This is a genomic window from Paracoccus haeundaensis (assembly GCF_006239215.1).
GTDB lineage: Bacteria > Pseudomonadota > Alphaproteobacteria > Rhodobacterales > Rhodobacteraceae > Paracoccus > Paracoccus marcusii.
Map to the genome: position 1 here is coordinate 22,509 of NZ_VDDC01000007.1, position 17,418 is coordinate 39,926.

Annotated in this window: 19 protein-coding genes; 11 read left to right on the plus strand and 8 right to left on the minus strand. The window is 68.9% G+C overall.

The genetic code is table 11. The features are described 5' to 3' along the window. Nucleotides 1-20 precede the first annotated feature (20 nt). On the plus strand, nt 21-596 hold the full coding sequence (gene msrA / locus FHD67_RS02990; RefSeq protein ID WP_052715262.1) for a peptide-methionine (S)-S-oxide reductase MsrA: 576 nt from the start codon (nt 21-23) through the stop codon (nt 594-596). Beyond that, a complete protein-coding gene (locus FHD67_RS02995) occupies nt 596-1,465 on the plus strand; it encodes a 50S ribosomal protein L11 methyltransferase (protein WP_139597773.1) in 870 nt (289 codons plus the stop codon). The genes msrA and FHD67_RS02995 overlap by 1 nt, the downstream gene beginning before the upstream one ends. A gap of 84 nt (nt 1,466-1,549) precedes the next feature. On the opposite strand, the gene FHD67_RS03000 is transcribed toward FHD67_RS02995, so the two are convergent. Together FHD67_RS03000 and FHD67_RS03005 are read right to left on the minus strand one after the other, a co-directional pair. Further along, complete coding sequence (locus tag FHD67_RS03000) at nt 1,550-1,744, minus strand: DUF1127 domain-containing protein (protein ID WP_042250734.1); 195 nt, start codon at nt 1,742-1,744, stop codon at nt 1,550-1,552. 191 nt (nt 1,745-1,935) lie between these two features. Beyond that, nucleotides 1,936-2,655 carry a 16S rRNA (uracil(1498)-N(3))-methyltransferase gene (locus tag FHD67_RS03005; RefSeq protein WP_139597774.1) on the minus strand — a complete coding sequence of 240 codons (720 nt, stop codon included), beginning with the start codon at nt 2,653-2,655 and terminating at the stop codon, nt 1,936-1,938. Nucleotides 2,656-2,670: 15 nt separating this feature from the next. On the opposite strand from FHD67_RS03005, the gene ubiA reads away from it, so the two are divergent. The 3 genes from ubiA (at nt 2,671) to FHD67_RS03020 (ending at nt 6,159) form a co-directional block, all read left to right on the plus strand. Beyond that, on the plus strand, nt 2,671-3,609 hold the full coding sequence (ubiA, locus tag FHD67_RS03010; RefSeq protein WP_164871390.1) for a 4-hydroxybenzoate octaprenyltransferase: 939 nt from the start codon (nt 2,671-2,673) through the stop codon (nt 3,607-3,609). 61 nt (nt 3,610-3,670) lie between these two features. Then, nucleotides 3,671-5,833, plus strand: a complete 2,163-nt coding sequence (locus FHD67_RS21045) for an OmpA family protein (RefSeq protein ID WP_139597776.1) — start codon at nt 3,671-3,673, stop codon at nt 5,831-5,833. Beyond that, on the plus strand, nt 5,830-6,159 hold the full coding sequence (locus tag FHD67_RS03020) for a hypothetical protein (RefSeq protein WP_045980936.1): 330 nt from the start codon (nt 5,830-5,832) through the stop codon (nt 6,157-6,159). The genes FHD67_RS21045 and FHD67_RS03020 overlap by 4 nt, the downstream gene beginning before the upstream one ends. An 18-nt stretch (nt 6,160-6,177) precedes the next feature. Here FHD67_RS03020 and FHD67_RS03025 read toward each other — a convergent pair whose 3' ends face one another. The 3 genes from FHD67_RS03025 to smpB form a co-directional block, all read right to left on the minus strand. Then, entirely contained in the window at nt 6,178-7,359 is a 1,182-nt protein-coding gene (locus FHD67_RS03025) for an amino acid aminotransferase (protein WP_139597777.1), read from the minus strand. After that, nucleotides 7,359-8,210, minus strand: a complete 852-nt coding sequence (gene sseA, locus FHD67_RS03030; RefSeq protein ID WP_139597778.1) for a 3-mercaptopyruvate sulfurtransferase — start codon at nt 8,208-8,210, stop codon at nt 7,359-7,361. Before sseA ends, FHD67_RS03025 begins: the two co-directional genes overlap by 1 nt. Before the next feature lie 61 nt (nt 8,211-8,271). After that, nucleotides 8,272-8,745, minus strand: coding sequence for an SsrA-binding protein SmpB (smpB, locus tag FHD67_RS03035; protein WP_045980939.1), 474 nt, complete (start codon nt 8,743-8,745; stop codon nt 8,272-8,274). A gap of 90 nt (nt 8,746-8,835) precedes the next feature. Between smpB and FHD67_RS03040 the strand changes: the two genes are divergently transcribed. The 5 genes from FHD67_RS03040 to FHD67_RS03060 all read left to right on the plus strand — a co-directional run bounded on the left by FHD67_RS03040 (nt 8,836) and on the right by FHD67_RS03060 (nt 13,956). Further along, entirely contained in the window at nt 8,836-9,273 is a 438-nt protein-coding gene (locus tag FHD67_RS03040; protein WP_046000753.1) for an ion channel, read from the plus strand. A 3-nt stretch (nt 9,274-9,276) separates the two neighbouring features. Further along, on the plus strand, nt 9,277-10,935 hold the full coding sequence (locus FHD67_RS03045; RefSeq protein WP_046000752.1) for a thiamine pyrophosphate-binding protein: 1,659 nt from the start codon (nt 9,277-9,279) through the stop codon (nt 10,933-10,935). Then, nucleotides 10,932-11,921 carry a P1 family peptidase gene (locus tag FHD67_RS03050; RefSeq protein ID WP_046000751.1) on the plus strand — a complete coding sequence of 330 codons (990 nt, stop codon included), beginning with the start codon at nt 10,932-10,934 and terminating at the stop codon, nt 11,919-11,921. Before FHD67_RS03045 ends, FHD67_RS03050 begins: the two co-directional genes overlap by 4 nt. Nucleotides 11,922-12,132: 211 nt before the next feature. After that, nucleotides 12,133-13,602 (plus strand): NAD-dependent succinate-semialdehyde dehydrogenase, encoded by a 1,470-nt coding sequence (locus FHD67_RS03055; protein ID WP_046000879.1) that lies wholly within the window; start codon nt 12,133-12,135, stop codon nt 13,600-13,602. Between the two features lie 99 nt (nt 13,603-13,701). Further along, complete coding sequence (locus tag FHD67_RS03060; RefSeq protein WP_198143153.1) at nt 13,702-13,956, plus strand: GlsB/YeaQ/YmgE family stress response membrane protein; 255 nt, start codon at nt 13,702-13,704, stop codon at nt 13,954-13,956. Nucleotides 13,957-14,109: 153 nt separating this feature from the next. Here the strand turns inward: FHD67_RS03060 and FHD67_RS03065 are convergent, their stop codons facing one another. Further along, nucleotides 14,110-14,871 carry a DUF1013 domain-containing protein gene (locus FHD67_RS03065; RefSeq protein ID WP_139597779.1) on the minus strand — a complete coding sequence of 254 codons (762 nt, stop codon included), beginning with the start codon at nt 14,869-14,871 and terminating at the stop codon, nt 14,110-14,112. Between the two features lie 187 nt (nt 14,872-15,058). Here FHD67_RS03065 and FHD67_RS03070 point away from each other — a divergent pair, with 187 nt between their 5' ends. Then, entirely contained in the window at nt 15,059-15,694 is a 636-nt protein-coding gene (locus FHD67_RS03070; protein ID WP_139597780.1) for a ribonuclease T2 family protein, read from the plus strand. Here the strand turns inward: FHD67_RS03070 and FHD67_RS03075 are convergent. Together FHD67_RS03075 and FHD67_RS03080 are read right to left on the minus strand one after the other, a co-directional pair. Continuing rightward, nucleotides 15,691-16,677: an NAD(P)H-quinone oxidoreductase gene (locus FHD67_RS03075; protein WP_045980946.1), complete on the minus strand. Its 987-nt coding sequence runs from the start codon at nt 16,675-16,677 to the stop codon at nt 15,691-15,693. The two genes, FHD67_RS03070 and FHD67_RS03075, sit on opposite strands and share 4 nt — an antisense overlap. A gap of 10 nt (nt 16,678-16,687) precedes the next feature. Further along, complete coding sequence (locus tag FHD67_RS03080; protein WP_139597781.1) at nt 16,688-17,341, minus strand: COQ9 family protein; 654 nt, start codon at nt 17,339-17,341, stop codon at nt 16,688-16,690. Between the last annotated feature and the right edge of the window lie 77 nt (nt 17,342-17,418).

The following is a 17,418-nucleotide window of genomic DNA, read 5'->3' on the forward strand; positions in this document are numbered from 1 at the left end:
CATCCACCAACGAGGCCCCGATGACCGATCACGCCATCTTTCACCGCCCCCTGGGGGCCACCCCACCTGCCGGCTATGACCAGGCGATCTTCGGCATGGGCTGCTATTGGGGGGTGGAGCGGCTGTTCTGGAAGCAGAACGGCGTCTGGCTGACCGAGGTCGGCTTTGCCGGGGGCGACGTCCAGAGCCCCACCTATGACCAGGTCAAGCGCGGCGACACCGGCCATGCCGAGGTCGTGCGCGTGATCTATGACAGCTCGCTGATCAGCTATGATCACCTGCTGCAGCTGTTCTGGGAAAACCACGACCCCACGCAGGGCGACCGCCAGGGCAACGACGTGGGCAACCAGTATCGCAGCCTGATCATGACCTTCACCGACCTGCAGGAATCGGCGGCCGAGGCGTCCAGGATCGACTATGACAACCGTCTGGCCGTGCAGGGCATGGACAAGATCACCACGCAGATCGTCCCCGCCGGCCCCTTCTGGCCCGCGCACGAGGCGCATCAGCAATATCTGGAAAAGAACCCCGACGGTTATTGCGGCCTGAAGGGCACCGGCGTACAGGCCAGCATCCCCAACCCGGATCCGATCTGATGGCCACCTATACCGCGCTGACCCACCTGCCCGGCCGCGAAGCCGCCGAAGACCTGGCGCTTGCCTGCGAGGACCTGACCCCCGAGCCCGTCGGCACCGGCGTCTTCGAGATCGAGGACGGCAGCGAACGGTGGGAGGTGGGCGCCTATTTCACTGAAGCCCCCGACGAGATCGCACTTGCGATCCTGGCCGCCGCCTATGGCGCGCAGCCCTTCGCGGTGTCCGAACTGCCCGATGTCGATTGGGTCGCCCATGTCAAACGCGAACTGACCCCCGTTCGCGCGGGCCGGTTCTTCGTGCATGGCAGCCACGATGTCGACCAGATCCCCGAAGGTGTCGAGGCGCTGTGGATCGAGGCCGCGATGGCCTTCGGCACCGGGCACCACAACACCACCAAGGGCTGCCTCGAGGCGCTGGACCGCCTGGCCACCGACGGGTTCAAGGCGACGCGCATTGCCGATATCGGCTGCGGCACGGCGGTCTTGGCGATGGCCGCGGCACGGCTGTGGCACGTCACGGTCCTGGCCAGCGACATCGACCCCGTCGCCGTCGACACCGCCGCCGCCAACGTGATCGCCAACGGCCTGGACGGTCGCGTGGAATGTGTCGAGGCGGCGGGGTTCGACCACCCGATGCTGGAACGTGCGGCGCCCTATGACCTGGTGCTGGCCAACATCCTCAAGCAGCCACTGATCGATCTGGCGCCCGACATGGCACGCCATGTCGCCAAGGACGGCCGCATCGTGATGTCGGGCATCCTGACCACCCAGGGGGATGAGGTCACCGCCGCGTATCAGGCCGTGGGCTTTGCCCCCGACCGGCGCGACGACATGGGTGACTGGACCACGCTGGTGATGATCCGGGGCTGATCCTGCGCCGCCATTAGGACATGAAAAAAACCCCCGCGAGCATTCCGCTTTCGGGGGTTCGTTCGTCAATGCTGGCAGCAAGCCTTAGAAGCCGCGCGCAACCCGCTCGATGTCGCCGCGGCACAGACCGATATCGTCCAGCTCGCGGTCCGACAGGCGGCCCAGTTCGCGACGCGTCATGCGGGTTTCCCGCCAGGACGCGATCAGCGACGTGATTTGCGCCACGACGTTGCCCACGCCTCCGACAGCCACGCTGCGGTTCGTTTCGATCGTCGACATCAGTTCACCTGTTTTCACTTTGCCCGGTCAGCGGGCACATTTCGGATAGACAGGAGATAGTTTCGGCAGCCCACGAACGGTAGCCGCAAAACCGGCAACCCCGCTATGCGCTTTTCGCAACAGGTGGGCCTGTTTCTGTCGCAAAAAGGTCACGAAGGGACGCAAATCGAACCCCTTCGTCTGCCTGTTGGTTAACGCCAGTCGCCCAAGGCCGATTGCCACAGCGCCAGCGCGGCCACCGCCGCCGTGTCGGCGCGCAGGATTCGCGGCCCCAGGCTGACCGGCGTGACGAAGGGCAGGCGCGCCAGCCGCGCGCGTTCGGTGGCGGAAAACCCGCCCTCGGGGCCGATCAGGATGGCCCAGGGGCCCTGCGGCAGCCCCGCCAGCGTCGCGGCCGGCCCGGCGCGGGATTCGTCCGCCCACAGGATGCGCCGCGCCGGGTCCCACCCGTCCAGCACGCGCGACAGCGGGGCCAGGTCGGCCACCGGGGGCACGAAGGTGCCGCCGCATTGTTCCGCGGCCTCGATCGCGTGCGCCTGCAGGCGATCCTGGCGGATGCGGTCGGAATTGGTGTGGTCGGTCTGCACGGGCATGACGCGCGCCGCGCCCATCTCGGCCGCCTTCTCAACGATGAAGTCGGTGCGGGCCTTCTTGATGGGCGCGAAGATCAGCCACAGGTCCGGCGGGTCCTGCTGGATCGCGGTCTGCGCGACCACCGACAGGCTGCCGCCGCGCTTGCCGGCATCCAGCAGGGTCGCCTGCCATTCGCCGTCGCGACCATTGAAGACCGACACCGCGTCGCCCTGCCGCAGGCGCATGACGCCCGACAGGTAATGCGCCTGCGCGCCGTCCACGGGAACGGGTTGTCCTGCAACCAACGGGTGATCTATGAACAGTCTGATCTTAGGCATGATGGGCGCGACGCTATGCAAAGCCGGACAGAAAGGCCAGACGCCGTCTTTGACGCGCCCCCGGACAACTGGGTGGACCGCTTTGCGCCGGTGCGCACGCGGCCCTGGCTGCGGCTCAGCCGGGCGGACCGGCCCATCGGGACATGGCTGCTGCTGCTGCCCTGCTGGTGGGGGATCGGGCTTGCGATGATGGCGGACGGGCCGCGGCTTTTCGATCTGTGGATCGCGCTGGCCTGCGCCATCGGCGCCTTCGTCATGCGCGGCGCGGGCTGCACCTGGAACGACATCACCGACCGCGACATCGATGCGCAGGTGGCGCGGACCCGGTCGCGGCCCCTGCCCTCGGGGCAGGTCAGCCTGCGCGGCGCCTATCTGTGGCTGGGGGCGCAGGGGTTGGTCGGACTGGTGATCCTGCTGACGCTGGGCCGGGCGGCGGTGTGGATGGGGGTCGCGTCGCTGGCGCTGGTGGCGATCTATCCCTTTGCCAAGCGTTTCACCTGGTGGCCGCAGCTGTTCCTGGGCTTTGCCTTCAACTGGGGGGTCATGCTGGCCTATGCCGCGCATATGGGCCGGGTCGATCCGGCGCCGGTGGTGGCCTGGCTGGGCGCGATCGCCTGGACGATCTTCTATGACACCATCTATGCCCATCAGGATGCCGATGACGACGCGCTGATCGGGGTGAAATCCACCGCCCGGCTGTTCGGCGACCGCAGCCCCGCGATTCTGGCGGGTTTCGCGCTGGTGACGGTGGCGGTTCTGGCCGTGGCCGTCGCGCTGACGGGTCGCAATCTGTTGATGGGCTGGGCCGGTGTGCTGGCCCTGGGGCTGCACCTGACGTGGCAGCTGCGAAATTTCCAGCCGGATCAGGGCGCTGTCTGCCTGCGTCTGTTCCGGTCGAACCGCGATGCGGGGCTGATTCTTGCGCTGTTTCTTGCCATTGCGGGGCTGGCATGATTGCGCCACCGCCCCCCCGTCGCTAGACGTTGCACGCTTGCAACAGCACAAGGTTTTTCCGATGGCCCGACGCCGCCGCCTTTCGACATCCCTGGCCACCATCATCGTGTTGGCCGGCGCGGGCGGATTGTCCTGGATGGGGGCCGAGGCCGCAGCGACCTTCGTCGAGGATCGCGCCGCGCGCGACGTGACGCAGGCCCTGCAGGCCGCGGGCCATGACTGGGCGCAGGTGGCGACCGACGGGCTGCGCGTCCGCCTGACCGGCACCGCCCCGTCCGAGGTCGAGCGGTTCCGTGCGGTGACCCAGGCGGGCACCGCCGTCGACGCCACGCGCATCCTGGACGAGATGACCGTCGCCTCGGTCGAGGCGATGACGCCCCCCGATTTCAAGGTCGAGCTGCTGAAGAGCGAACAGGGCCTGTCGCTGATCGGGCTGGTCCCCGCCGCCACCAACCGCGACGCGATCCTGCGTGGACTGCGCCCGGCGGGCCAGCAGGTGACCGACCTGCTGGAGGCCGCGGACCACCCCGTCCCCGACGGCTGGACCGAGGCACTGCGCTTCGGCCTGCAGGCCGCCCAGATGACCGCGCAGGCCAAGATCTCCATCGCGCCGGGACAGGTGCAGGTGGCGGCGCTGGCCGCCGACCGCGAGGATCAGGGCCGGCTGGAACAGGCGCTGCGCCGGGCCGCACCGCCGCAGGTCGCGCTGGACCTGCAGATCACCGCGCCGCGTCCGGTGATCGCGCCCTTTACGCTGCGGTTCGTGATGGATGATGACGGCGGCCGCTTCGACGCCTGCGCGGCCAGCGACGATGCGGGCCGCGACCGGATCGTGCAGGCGGCCCGCGATGCTGGCATGCAGCGGGTGCCGACCTGCACCCTGGGCCTGGGTGCCCCGTCCGACGACTGGGCCGAGGCTGCAGCCGCCGCCATCGCCGCCGTGGGGCAGCTGGGCCAGGGCCAGGTGACGCTGTCGGATGCGGACGTGGCGCTGGTGGTGCCTGCATCGGTGACGCGCCAGCGGTTCGACCAGGTCGCCGGCCGCCTGGAACAGGCGTTGCCCCCGACCTATCGGCTACAGGCCCAGCATGAACAGGCGGCCGCCCAGGCCGCGCCCATCGAATTCCAGGCCACGTTGCCGCCCTCGGGCAGCCTGTCGATGCGCGGACGCATCGCGGATGCGCAGATGCAGCAGGCCGTGGACAGCTTTGCCCGGTCACGCTTTGACGTGGCGCAAAGCGGTCTGCGGACCGATCCGTCGGTTCCCGGCGGCTGGACCGTCCGCGTGATCGCGGGGCTGGAGGCGATGGGCGCGCTGCACGCGGGCCAGGTTCGCGTGACCCCCGACATGATCGAGCTGACGGGCGTGTCGGGCGATCCACGCGCCAGCGACCGGGCCGCGGCGCTGCTGTCGGAACGGCTTGGCCCGGGCGCGCGCTATCGCCTGGCGATCAGCTATGACCGCCGCATGGACGAGGCCCTGGGCCTGCCCGACGGAGAGGAATGCGTCGCGCGCCTGAACATCATCATGTCCGAGAGCGAGATCGGCTTTGAACCCAGCCGCTCGTCGATCGCGGGCGATCCGGGGCCGACGATGGAGCGGTTCGTCCGCGCCATGGCCGATTGCAGCGATTTTCAGATCGAGGCCGGCGGCCATACCGACTCTCAGGGCTCGGAGGCGTTCAACGCCGAACTGTCGCGGTCGCGCGCGCAGGCCATCGTCTCGGCAATGGCCGATGCCGGCATCAGCGTGGCGAACATGTCGGCCCGCGGCTATGGCGAAAGCCGCCCCGTCGCCACCAACCAGACCGAGGAAGGCCGTGAGATCAACCGCCGGATCGAGTTCCGCCTGCTGTCGCCGCACCCCCTGGATGCCGACACCATCCCCGCCCCGGTCACCATCGCCGGCGTCACCGGCGCCGAGGTCGACCCGGACCCCGCCGAGGATCTGACCCAAGGCCCGCGCCTGCCGCCGATGCAGGGGCCGCAGCTGCCCGACCGGGCGGCGCAGATGCAGGGCCCGCAGCTGCCCCACAGCCGTGCCGCGTCCGGGATGGTACCGATGACCGTGGGCGTCGCGGAACAGTTCCAGACGCTGGACGAACGCGAGGAAAACCTTAGGGTGCCCGTGCTGACGCCCGATGACGACACCCCCCGCCCCGGCCCGCGTCCCGACAGCGTCGCAGAGCAGGCAGGCGCGCAAGACGAAGCGACAGACGAATGAACAGATCCGAATTCATAGCCGTGACCGCCCTGATTCTGTTCGGGGCCTTCGTGCTGGGCTGGATCGCCAGCTGGCTGGTCCATCGCGTCGCCCGCCCTGCCCGTGCCGACATGTCCGAGCTGGACCGCATGGCCCAGCAGCTGCACGAGGTCGAGGAGGAGCGCGACGAGGCCGTGGCCGCCCTGGCCGAACGCGAGGCGGCGCTGACCACCCGCCTGGCGGGCACGCAGGCCGAACTGCGCGATGCGATGGACGGCCTGCGAGACAGCCGCAACGAGGTCGAGGACCTGCGCGACTACATCGAGCAGGCACTGGCGCGTCGCTGACGCGCCAGCCCGCCCGGATCAGATGCCGGCGTCGATGATGGCGCGGGCCAGGACCGGCACGGTGTCACGGTTCAGACCCGCGATGTTCAGGCGCGAATCGCCCACCATGTAGATGGCCGCATCGGTCTTCAGGCGCTGCACCTGTTCGGGCGTCGCGCCAAGGCGCGAGAACATGCCGCGGTGATGGCGGATAAAGTCGAACCGGTCGCTGCCCGACAGATCGCGCAGTTCGGCCGCCAGCTGGTCGCGCAGGCCCAGCATGGTGTTGCGGACCTCCTCCAGTTCCGCCGCCCAATCGGCGCGCAGCGCGTCGTCCATCAGGATGGTGCTGACGATGCGCGCGCCATGATCCGGCGGGAACGAGAAGTTCTGGCGGTTCAGGAAGGCCATCGACCCCTGCGCCAGATCGCGGCCCTTGGTGGTGTCGGCCAGCGCGATCAGGATGCCGGTGCGTTCCCGGTAGATGCCGAAGTTCTTGGAACACGACGCCGCGATCAGCACCTCGGGCAGGCTGCGGGCGACCAGACGCGTGGCCTCGGCATCTGCGTCCAGCCCGTCGCCGAAGCCCTGATAGGCCAGGTCGATCAGCGGGATCGCACCCGATTTCTGCAGGATCGCCACGACCTCGGACCATTGCTCCAGGGTCAGGTTCGCCCCGGTCGGATTGTGGCAGCAGCCGTGCAGCAGGACGACGTCGCCCTTGCCCGCCTGCGCGATGTCCGCCTTCATGCCGTCGAAATCGACGCCGCGGGTTTCCGCGTCGAAATAGCGGTATTCGGTATAGGGCAGGCCCATGAACGCCATGATCGACAGGTGGTTCGGCCAGGTCGGGTTCGACACGAAGACCCGCACGCCCGGATTGGCCAGCCGCGCCAGTTCCAGCGCCTGACGGATGGCACCCGTGCCACCGACGGAGGCGACCGAGGCCAGACGGTCGGCGGGCAGATCGCCCAGCACCATCGTGGCCAGCGCGTTGCGATAGTCGGGTTCGCCCGCCAGTCCGGTATAGGCCTTGGTGGTCTGCGTCTCCCAGATGCGCTGTTCGGCGGCCTTGACGGCGCGCATGACCGGGGTGACGCCCTGCGGGTCCTTGTAGACGCCCACGCCCAGGTCGATCTTGCCCTGTCGGGTGTCGGCCTTGAACTCCTCGATCAGCATCAGGATCTTGTCGGGGCTTTGGGCTTTCAGGTCGGTCAGCATCAGGCGTCTCCGGTTGCGATGTTCAGGTCGGCGAAGCTGCCCCATTCGGTCCAGCTGCCGTCGTAAAGCGAATGGTCGCGATGGCCCGCCCGCTCCAGCGCGAAGGACAGCACCGCCGCCGTCACGCCGCTGCCGCAGGTGGTGATGACCGGCTTGGACAGGTCGATGCCCGCCTCGGCAAAGGCCGCGCGGATCGCGTCGGGGTCGATCATCGTGCCGTCGGCGTTGAACAGGCGACCGAAGGGCAGGTTGCGCGAGCCCGGGATATGGCCCGCGCGCAGGCCCGCGCGGGGTTCGGGCTGATCGCCGCGAAAGCGTTCGGGGCTGCGCGCATCGACGATCTGCGGGTCGCCCAGCTTGCTGGCCGCGGCCACCTGGGTCACGTCGCGCACCAGACCCGCCTGGCGCTGGACGGTGATGTGGCGGTCGCGCATGACGGGGGGCATGTCCTCCAGCGCTCGACCCTCGGCGCGCCATTTCGGCAGGCCGCCGTCCAGCACGGCCACGTCGGTCTTGCCCATCAGGCGGAAGGTCCACCAGACGCGAAAGGCGCTGCGCACGTCGGAATTGTCATAGATGACCACCTGATGCCCGTCGCCCACGCCCATCGCGCGCAGGCGGCTGATGAACATCTCGGGCGGGGGGGCCATGTGCGGCAGGGCGGACCGCTTGTCGCTGATCGCGTCGATGTCAAAGAAGCGCGCGGCAGGGATGTGGCCCGCGTCGTATTCGGCCCGCGCGTCGCGGCCCGTGGCGGGCATGTGCCAGCTGGCGTCGATGATGCGCAGGTCGGGATCGGACAGATGCGCCGCCAGCCAGTCGGTCGAGACCAGTGTCTTCGGATCGTCCATCGCCGTCCCCCTTGGCTTGTGCCGCCCCGATCTACAGGCCGGGGGCCAGGGCTGCAATGGCCTATCCCTGCTTCAGCAGGCGCGCCTTCTGACGATTCCAGTCGCGGGCGGCGCTGGTTTCGCGCTTGTCGTGGTTCTTCTTGCCCTTGGCCACGGCGATCTTCAGCTTCACGATGCCGCGGTGGTTGAAATACATCACCAGCGGAACCAGCGTCATCCCCTCGCGCGCGGTGGCCTGCCACAGGCGGGCCAGCTCGCGCGATTTCACCAGCAGCTTGCGGCGGCGCCGCTCCTCGTGGCCGAAGACGCCGGCCCGCGACAGGGCCGCGATATAGCCGTTGATCAGCCACAGCTCTCCGCCCTCGACCGAGGCATAGCTTTCGGCGATGTTCGACTGGCCCACGCGCAGGGACTTGACCTCGGACCCGGTCAGCATGATCCCCACCTCGAGATCGCTCTCGATGGCATAGTCGTACCGGGCCCGCCGGTTCTCGGCGATCACCTTGTAGTTCTTGCTGTCGTCATCCTTGGCCATGGCAGGTCAGATAGGCGCGGCGGGTGCATCTGTAAAGGCATGCGTTGCGCGATGGCCGTGCCCTGCGCTAGGTCTGTCGCGGGGGGGAACATGCTGGGTCAGATCGCGTTCGGATCGGTGCTGATGGTGATCAGCGTGCTGATGGCCGCCCTGGCCATCTGGGCGCTGGAGACGGCATTCTCCCGCAACGCCCGCTGGCTGGCCCGTGCGCCCCATCGGCCCAAGCTGGCTCTGGTGATCGTCGCGACCAGCCTGGCGGTGCTGGCGATGGTCACGGCGTCGGTCTGGCTGTGGGCGGTGGCGTTCCACCAGATGGGCGTCTTCGCCACCTTCGAGGAGGCGATGTACTTCACCTTGGTCACCTTCACGACACTTGGCTATGGCGACGTGCTGATGCCCCAGGACTGGCGCATCCTGGGCGGGCTGGCGGCGGCCAACGGGCTGTTGCACTTTGGCCTGATGACGGCATTCATGGTCGAGGCGTTGCGCCATGTCCGCGTGCGCCAGATCGAATTCACGGAAGGGTAGCCGATGCGGCATGGCGGTCAGATCTTGGTGCAGGCGCTGCGCGCCAACGGCGTCACGCGGGTGTTCTCGGTTCCGGGCGAAAGCTTCCTGGCGGCCCTGGACGGGCTGGTCGACAGCGGCATCCGCAACATCGTCTGCCGCCACGAAGGCGGCGCGGCCATGATGGCCGAGGCCACCGGCAAGCTGACCGGCAGGCCCGGCGTGGCCTTCGTCACCCGCGGACCGGGGGCCACGAACGCCAGCGCCGGCGTGCATGTCGCCCGTCAGGACAGCACCCCCATGATCCTGTTCGTGGGCCAGATCGCGCGCGGCGACCAGGACCGCGAGGCCTTTCAGGAGGTCGATTACCGCGCCATGTTCGCCCCCTTGGCGAAATGGGTGGCCCAGATCGACGCGACCGACCGCATCGCCGAATACGTGGCCCGCGCCTTTCACGTGGCGATGTCGGGCCGACCCGGTCCCGTGGTCCTGGCCCTGCCAGAGGACATGCTGTCCGGCCAGGCCGACATTCCCGACCTGCCCCCCGCCCCGGCCTCGCTGTCTTATGTCGCGCCGCAATCGGTAGAGGCCGTGGCCGACGCCTTGGCGACGGCACGGCGTCCGCTGGTCGTCGCTGGCGGCAGCCAGTGGTCGCAGGACGCGGCCGAGGACCTGGCCCGCTTTGCCGCGGCGTGGGATCTGCCGGTCGCCGTGCCCTTCCGCCGCCAGGACCGCATGGACAACCGCCTGCCCCATTACGTGGGCGACCTGGGCGTCGGCATGAACCCCGCGCTGGCCGCGGCGCTGCGCGAGGCGGACGTGATCCTGTCGCTTGGCTCGCGCCTGGGGGACACGCTGACCGGGGGCTACAGCGCGATGGACCCGGTGCGTCCCCATGCCCGCGTGATCATGGTCCATCCCGACCCCAACCAGCTGGGCACGCTGTGGCGGGCCGATCCGGGCCTGGTCGCCGATCCACGCCGCGTGGTGGCCGCGCTGGCCGACCTGCCCGCCCCCACGACGCGCTGGTCGGATTGGCGTGCCCGGCTGCGCGCGTCCTATGACGACTGGCAGATCCCGCGCCCCACGCCCGGCGCGCTGCGGCTGGAACAGGTGGTGGGCTGGCTGGCGCAGAACCTGCCGGCCAACGCGATCGTCACCAACGGCGCGGGGAACTATGCCAGCTTCCTGCACCGCTACTACCGCTGGCGCTGCCATGGCACGCAGCTGGCCCCCACGTCGGGGTCGATGGGATACGGCCTGCCCGCGGCCATCGCCGCCAGCCTGACCCATCCCGACCGGACCGTCGTCTGCCTGGCCGGGGATGGCTGCCTGCAGATGACCGTGAACGAGCTGTCGACCGCTGCCCAGTACGGCGCGACGCCCATCGTCATCGTGGCCAACAACGGCCGCTATGGCACGATCCGGATGCATCAGGAGCGCCACTATCCGGGGCGCGTGTCGGGCACCGACCTGTTCAATCCCGACCTGCCCGACCTGGTCCGCGCCTATGGTGGCCATGGCGAGCTGGTCGAGCGGGACGAGGATTTCGCCCCCGCCTTTGAACGCGCCCGCCTGTCGGGCCGCCTGTCCGTGATCGAATTGCGGCTGGACCCCGAGGCGCTGACCCCCGGCGCGACCCTGACCCAGACGCGCGACGCGGCGCTCAGGGCGCGGGCATGATCCCCGGCCCGCGCAACCGGATCACCGACGTGGCCGGGCTGCGCGTGGGCCACGCCCAGGACGACGCCCTGCGATCCGGTGTCACCGTGCTGACCGCCGATGCGCCCTTTGCGGCCAGTGTCCACGTGATGGGCGGCGCGCCCGGGACGCGGGAAACCGACCTGCTGGCGCCCGACAAGCTGGTGGGCGGGGTCGATGCGCTGGTGCTGGCAGGCGGGTCGGCCTTCGGCCTTGCGGCCTGCGACGGGGTGATGGCGGCGCTGCACCGGGCGGGGCGCGGCTTTGCCGTGGGCCCCGCGCGGGTGCCGATCGTGCCGGGCGCGATCGTGTTCGACCTGTTGAACGGCGGCGACAAGGGATGGGACGCCAATCCCTATCCCGCGCTTGGCGCCGCGGCTTGGACCGCGGCGGGGGTGGATTGCGCGATGGGATCGGTGGGCGCGGGCACCGGTGCGCTGACCGGCACGCTGAAGGGCGGGGTCGGGTCTGCATCTGCCGTGCTGCAGGGTGGCGCCACCGTCGGCGCGCTGGTCGTTGTGAACGCGCTTGGGCAGGCGACCGTGGGCGACAGCCGCCATTTCTGGGCAGCCCCGTGGGAGCTGGAGGCCGAGTTCGGCGGCCTGGGCCTGCCCGCGCGCTTTCCCGCCGCCCATGAACCCGCCCCGGCCAAGCGCCTTGGCGAGGCCACGACCATCGCCATCATCGCGACCGATGCCGTACTGGACAAGGCCGGGCTTCAGCGCATGGCGACCGCCGCGCATGACGGCCTGGCCCGCGCCCTGGTGCCCAGCCACACGCCGCTAGACGGCGATCTGGTCTTTGCGGTGTCCACGGGCGCACGGCCCTTGGCGGACCCTGTCGGCGATGCGTTCGTTCTGGGCCATGCGGCGGCCTGCGTGCTGGCGCGTGCCGTGGCGCATGGCGTGCACAGCGCCGCGCCGCGGCCGGGTGACCTGCAACCCAGCTGGCAACGGCGGTTCGGATAGGAAAAGGGCGGCGCGACCAGCGCACCGCCCCCGAGAGATCGCCAAGAGGGACAGCTTAGCGATTGTAGGCCGAACGCCGAACCCCGCCCCCGGTTGCGAAGCCCGCTTCACGTTTCCGTCATCGTCGGCACCGACCGGCCCTGCGGCGGCTTTGACTTTGCCGCGCCGGACATGTTCACATGCCGCAACCGAAATGCACCCCGAGGACGCCATGACCAAGCCGACCGATCTGAAAAGCCTTCTTCGCGACCCCTCGCTGTTGGAAACCCGTGCGTTCGTGGGCGGCGAATGGGTCGACGCCGATGACGGCGCCACGTTCGAGGTCACCAACCCCGCCCGCGGCGACGTCATCGCCCATGTGGCCGATCTGGGCCGGGCCGAGACCGCCCGCGCCATCGACGCCGCCGCGGCGGCGATGAAGGACTGGGCCGCGCGCACGGCCAAGGACCGCGCCCAGGTCATGCGCAAGTGGTTCGACCTGATGATGGCCAACCAGGACGACCTGGGCACCATCCTGACCGCCGAACAGGGCAAGCCCCTGGCCGAGGCCAAGGGCGAGATCGCCTATGGCGCCAGCTTCATCGAATGGTTCGGAGAGGAGGCCAAGCGCGTCTATGGCGAGACCATCCCCGGCCACCAGGCCGACAAGCGCATCAGCGTCATCCGCCAGCCCATCGGGGTCGTCGGCTCGATCACGCCCTGGAACTTTCCGAACGCGATGATCGCGCGCAAGGCGGGACCTGCGCTGGCCGTGGGCTGCGGCTTCGTCGCGCGCCCGGCGACCGAGACGCCGCTCTCGGCCCTGGCCATGGCGGTCCTGGGCGAACGCGCGGGCCTGCCCAAGGGCATCCTGTCGGTGATCCCCTCGACCAGCGCCAGCGACATCGGCAAGGAGTTCTGCGAGAACCACCTGGTGCGCAAGCTGACCTTCACCGGTTCGACCGAGGTGGGCCGGGTGCTGCTGCGCCAAGCCGCCGACCAGGTGATGAAATGCAGCATGGAGCTGGGCGGCAATGCGCCCTTCATCGTCTTCGACGATGCCGATCTGGATGCCGCGGTCGAGGGCGCCATGGCGTCCAAGTTCCGCAACAATGGCCAGACCTGCGTTTGTGCCAACCGCATCTATGTCCAGGCCGGGGTCTATGACGCCTTTGCCGACAAGCTGAAGGCCGCGGTCGAGAAGCTGCACGTGGGCGACGGGCTGACCGAGGGGACCACCACCGGCCCGCTGATCAACCAGAAGGCCGTCGACAAGGTCGAGGAGCATATCCGTGACATCACCCAGGGCGGAGGCCAGGTCCTGACCGGCGGCAAGCGCAAGGACGGCCTGTTCTTCGAGCCGACCATCGTCACCGGCGTCACCCGCGACATGAAGGTCGCGACCGAGGAGACCTTCGGCCCGCTGGCGCCGCTGTTCCGCTTCGACACCGAGGATCAGGCGGTTGCCGCCGCCAACGATACCATCTTCGGCCTGGCCGCCTATTTCTATGCCCGCGACATCGGCCGCGTCACCCGCGTCCAGGAATCGCTGGAATACGGCATCGTCGGCGTGAACACGGGCATCATCTCGACCGAGGTGGCACCCTTCGGTGGCGTCAAGCAGTCCGGCCTGGGCCGCGAGGGCAGCCATCACGGATTGGAGGACTATCTGGAGATGAAGTATATCTGCCTCTCGGTGTGACATTTTCGAAGACGTCTTGGAACCCGGGGCCGGAGGCCACGTTGCGCTCACAGAAGGCGCCGACCGTCAGGGTCGGCCGGGACAATCAAGGAGAATGGCATGGGCTGGCTTGCAGCTATCATCGTCGGGGGCATTGCCGGTTGGCTTGCTGAAAAGTTCATGAAGTCCAACATGGGCCTCCTGATGAACATCATCCTGGGCATCGTGGGCGCGGTGCTGTTCAACTTCATCTTCGGCTCGCTTCTGGGCCTCTATGCGGCCGGTGCAAGCTTCAGCTTCGCCTATCTGCTGGCAGGCTTCGTGGGTGCATGTATCCTGATCGCCATCGCACGTGCGGTGCGCGGCCGCGCCTGACACTCAGGCGTTTGCAGAAAGGGCCGTGTCGGGGAAACCCGGCACGGCCTTTTTCATGCGATCGCTGTTGCGGGCGGGCGGGCAGCTGCGCGTCCATCCCAAGACAAAAGGCCGGGCGATTGCCCAGCCTTTTTTCATCATCTGCGGTGCCAATCAGCGGCGCGACTTGCCGTGATCGTCCTCGTCGTCATCCTCGTCATCCGTGTCGGGCAGGTTGAAGAACGTGTCCTTGTCCAGCTCCCGCTCGGGCTTGTCCTCGTCGCGCGACAGGCTGAAGTTCTCCAGCCCGGCGATCGCGCTGGGCAGGCGCGGCTCCTCGGACATGGCCAGCGAGGTCTCGGTGCTGACCAGCTTGCGACGCTCGTCGTCGGTCATCACGCCGCCTTCGGCGGCCTTCTTCTTGGCGGCCTTCTGAACAGCCGCGTCCAGTTCGGTCTGCCGGCACAGGCCTAGGGCGACCGGGTCGATCGGCTGGATGTTCTGGCTGTTCCAGTGCGTCCGCTCGCGAATCGACGCGATGGTGGGCTTGGTCGTGCCGACCAGCTTGGCGATCTGCGCATCGGCCAGTTCCGGGTGGAACTTGACCAGCCACAGGATCGCCGCGGGACGGTCCTGGCGCTTGGACAGCGGCGTATAGCGCGGCCCGCGGCGCTTTTCCTCGCCGTCGGCAGCGGGGTTGTGCTTCAGGCGCATGCGATAGATCGGGCTCGCCTCGGCGCGCTTGATCTCCTCGGGGTCCAGCTGGTTCGAGGCGACGGGGTCATAGCCCTTGACGCCCGCGGCCACGTCGCCATCGGCGATGCCCTGGACCTCAAGCTCGTGCAGACCGCAGAAATCGCCGATCTGCTTGAAGCTGAGCGTCGTGTTGTCGACCAGCCAGACGGCGGTGGCCTTGGCCATCAGCGGCTTGCTCATGTCAGTCTCCTTCGCGTGTCTCTTGGTCCCGAACATGGGGGCGAGGGCCGGAAAAACGGCTTCGGCTTGCGCCATTCCTCGTTTTCGGGGGGAATTGGCAGGTCGTATACCGATTCCGGAAGCCGGGGAAAAGAGGATTCGCACGTTTGCCGGTGCAAGCCGGCGCGGGCGTCGCTATTGTCGCAGGATGCGCATCCTGTTCCTGACCCTTGCGGTCCTGCTGACCCCCCTGCCCCTTGCCGCCCGCGACGTCGCGGGGCGGTTCGATTATTACGTGCTGGCGCTGTCCTGGCAGCCGACCTGGTGCAGCACGACGGGCGATGACCGCGACGCCCCCGAATGCCGCGACGGCACGGCACGCGACTTTTCGGTCCACGGACTGTGGCCGCAATACGAACGCGGCTGGCCGCAGGACTGCACGACGCCCGAACGCGATCCGTCGCGCCGCGAAAGCGCCGCGATGGCCGACGTGATGGGGTCCGGCGGGCTGGCGTGGTATCAGTGGAAAAAGCACGGCCGCTGCAGCGGGCTGTCTGCCGCGGGCTATTACGACGCGACCCGGCAGGCGGCAGAGGGCATCGTCATCCCGCCGGAGCTGGATGATCTGGCCCGCGACGTCGCGGCCCCGCCCGCGGTGATCGAGGAGGCTTTCCTGGAGGCCAACCCCGACCTGGATGCCGACGGCGTCACCATCGCCTGCCGCGACGGCGCCCTGACCGAGGTGCGGATCTGCCTGACCCGCGACCTGGAACCCCGGACCTGTGCGCCCGACGCGCGCCGCGACTGCGACGCGCCCCGCCTGCTGATCGAGGCCGTGCGCTAGCCCGCGACCTTCAGGACGATCTTGCCGATATGGTCGCTGCTTTCCATCCGCCGATGGGCGTCGGCCGCGTCGGCCAGCGCGAACTCGCTGTCGATGGTGACGGCGACCGACCCGGCGGCGATCATCGGCCACAGCCGCTTGCGGATCTGGTCGGCGATCTCGGCCTTGGCGACGTCGGATTGCGGACGCAGGGTGGACCCGGTGATCGTCAGGCGGTTCACCATGATCTGGGCAAAGTTCAGTTCGACCTTGGGGCCTTCCAGAAAGGCGATCATCACCAGCCGCCCGTCCTGGGCCAGCGTCTTGATGTTGCGGGGGATGTAGCTGCCCCCTACCATGTCCAGGATCAGGTCCGCACCACCCGCCTCGGCCAGCACCTTGGTGAAATCCTGGCTGCGATAGTTGATGGCGGTGGCGCCAAGAGCGGTGATGGCCGCGCATTTGTCGTCGCTGCCCGCGGTGGCGAAGACGCGCGCGCCCAGGGCGTGGGCGATCTGGATGGCCATCATGCCGATGCCGGAGGTTCCGCCATGGACCAAAAAGCGGTCGCCCCCGGTCAGCCCGCCGCGCTGGACGACGTTCGACCAGACGGTGAAGGCGGTTTCGGGGAGGCATGCCCCGTCGCGCAGCGACAGGCCCTTGGGGATGCGCAGCGCGTGATCGGCGTGGCACACCGCGTATTCCGCATATCCGCCGCCGGGCAGCAGCGCGCAGACCTGTTCGCCCTTGCGCCAGCGCGTGACACCCGCGCCAAGGCCCACGATCTCTCCCGAGGCCTCCAGCCCGGGCAGGTCGGACGCGCCCGGCGGCGGGGCATAGCTGCCCGATCGCTGCAATACGTCGGGACGGTTCACGCCGGCATAGGCGATCTTGATCAGGATCTGGTCATGGCAGGGCACCGGCACGGGCCGGGTCGTGGCGCGCAGCTGATCGGCGGCGCCGGGGCCTGCGATCTCGATGGCGGTCATCTGGTCGGGGAACATGGAGTCGTCCTTATCGGGTCTTGCCGGGCAGTGCCCGGTCGCGGGGCGCACGGATCCAGCCCAGGGCGGCATCGGCCAGCCTGGAGGCGCCGGGCAGGCTGCGCAGGCGGGCCTTGACGGTCTCGACCGACATCACGCCGTCGATGCGGCGGTCGATGAAGGCGCGGGTGTCGGCGCGGCCCTCGGACTCGTCGCCCAGCCAGAACAGCACCGTGGCCGAGATCACCGCCGTCAGCGTCGCACGTTTCGAATACCAGTTCACGTCCTGCGACCGATCGCCCAGGGCGGTCCAGATCACGTCCGCGGTCTCCCAGACCAGCCGCGCGGCCAGGGCCGCATTCTGCGGCAACGCCAGCGTCGCGGCCCCGGCACGGACCAGTTCGGGGTCCGACAGCTCCAGCCGCTGCCACAGGGCCTGGGCCACGCGGTCGCGGAACCGCCCCTCCGGCGGGGTGGCGGCCAAGGCCTCGCGCAGCGCCCGGTCGGCGCGGCGGTGATAGGCGGCGGCCAATCCGGCGCCGCCCTGCGGGAAATGCACCCGGATCAGGGCCGCATCCATGCCGATGTCGCGCGCGCCGGCGGCCAGCGCCCGCTCGTTCATCCCCTCGAAGGGGACATGGACCAATGCGGCATCCAGCAGCGCGTCTCGGTCGGTGTTGGTCATGCATACCTCGTCTGGACATTTGCGCCCGCCCCTGTTAGGGGGACGCTTCCTGCAATCTATCAACTCTAACCTAGGAA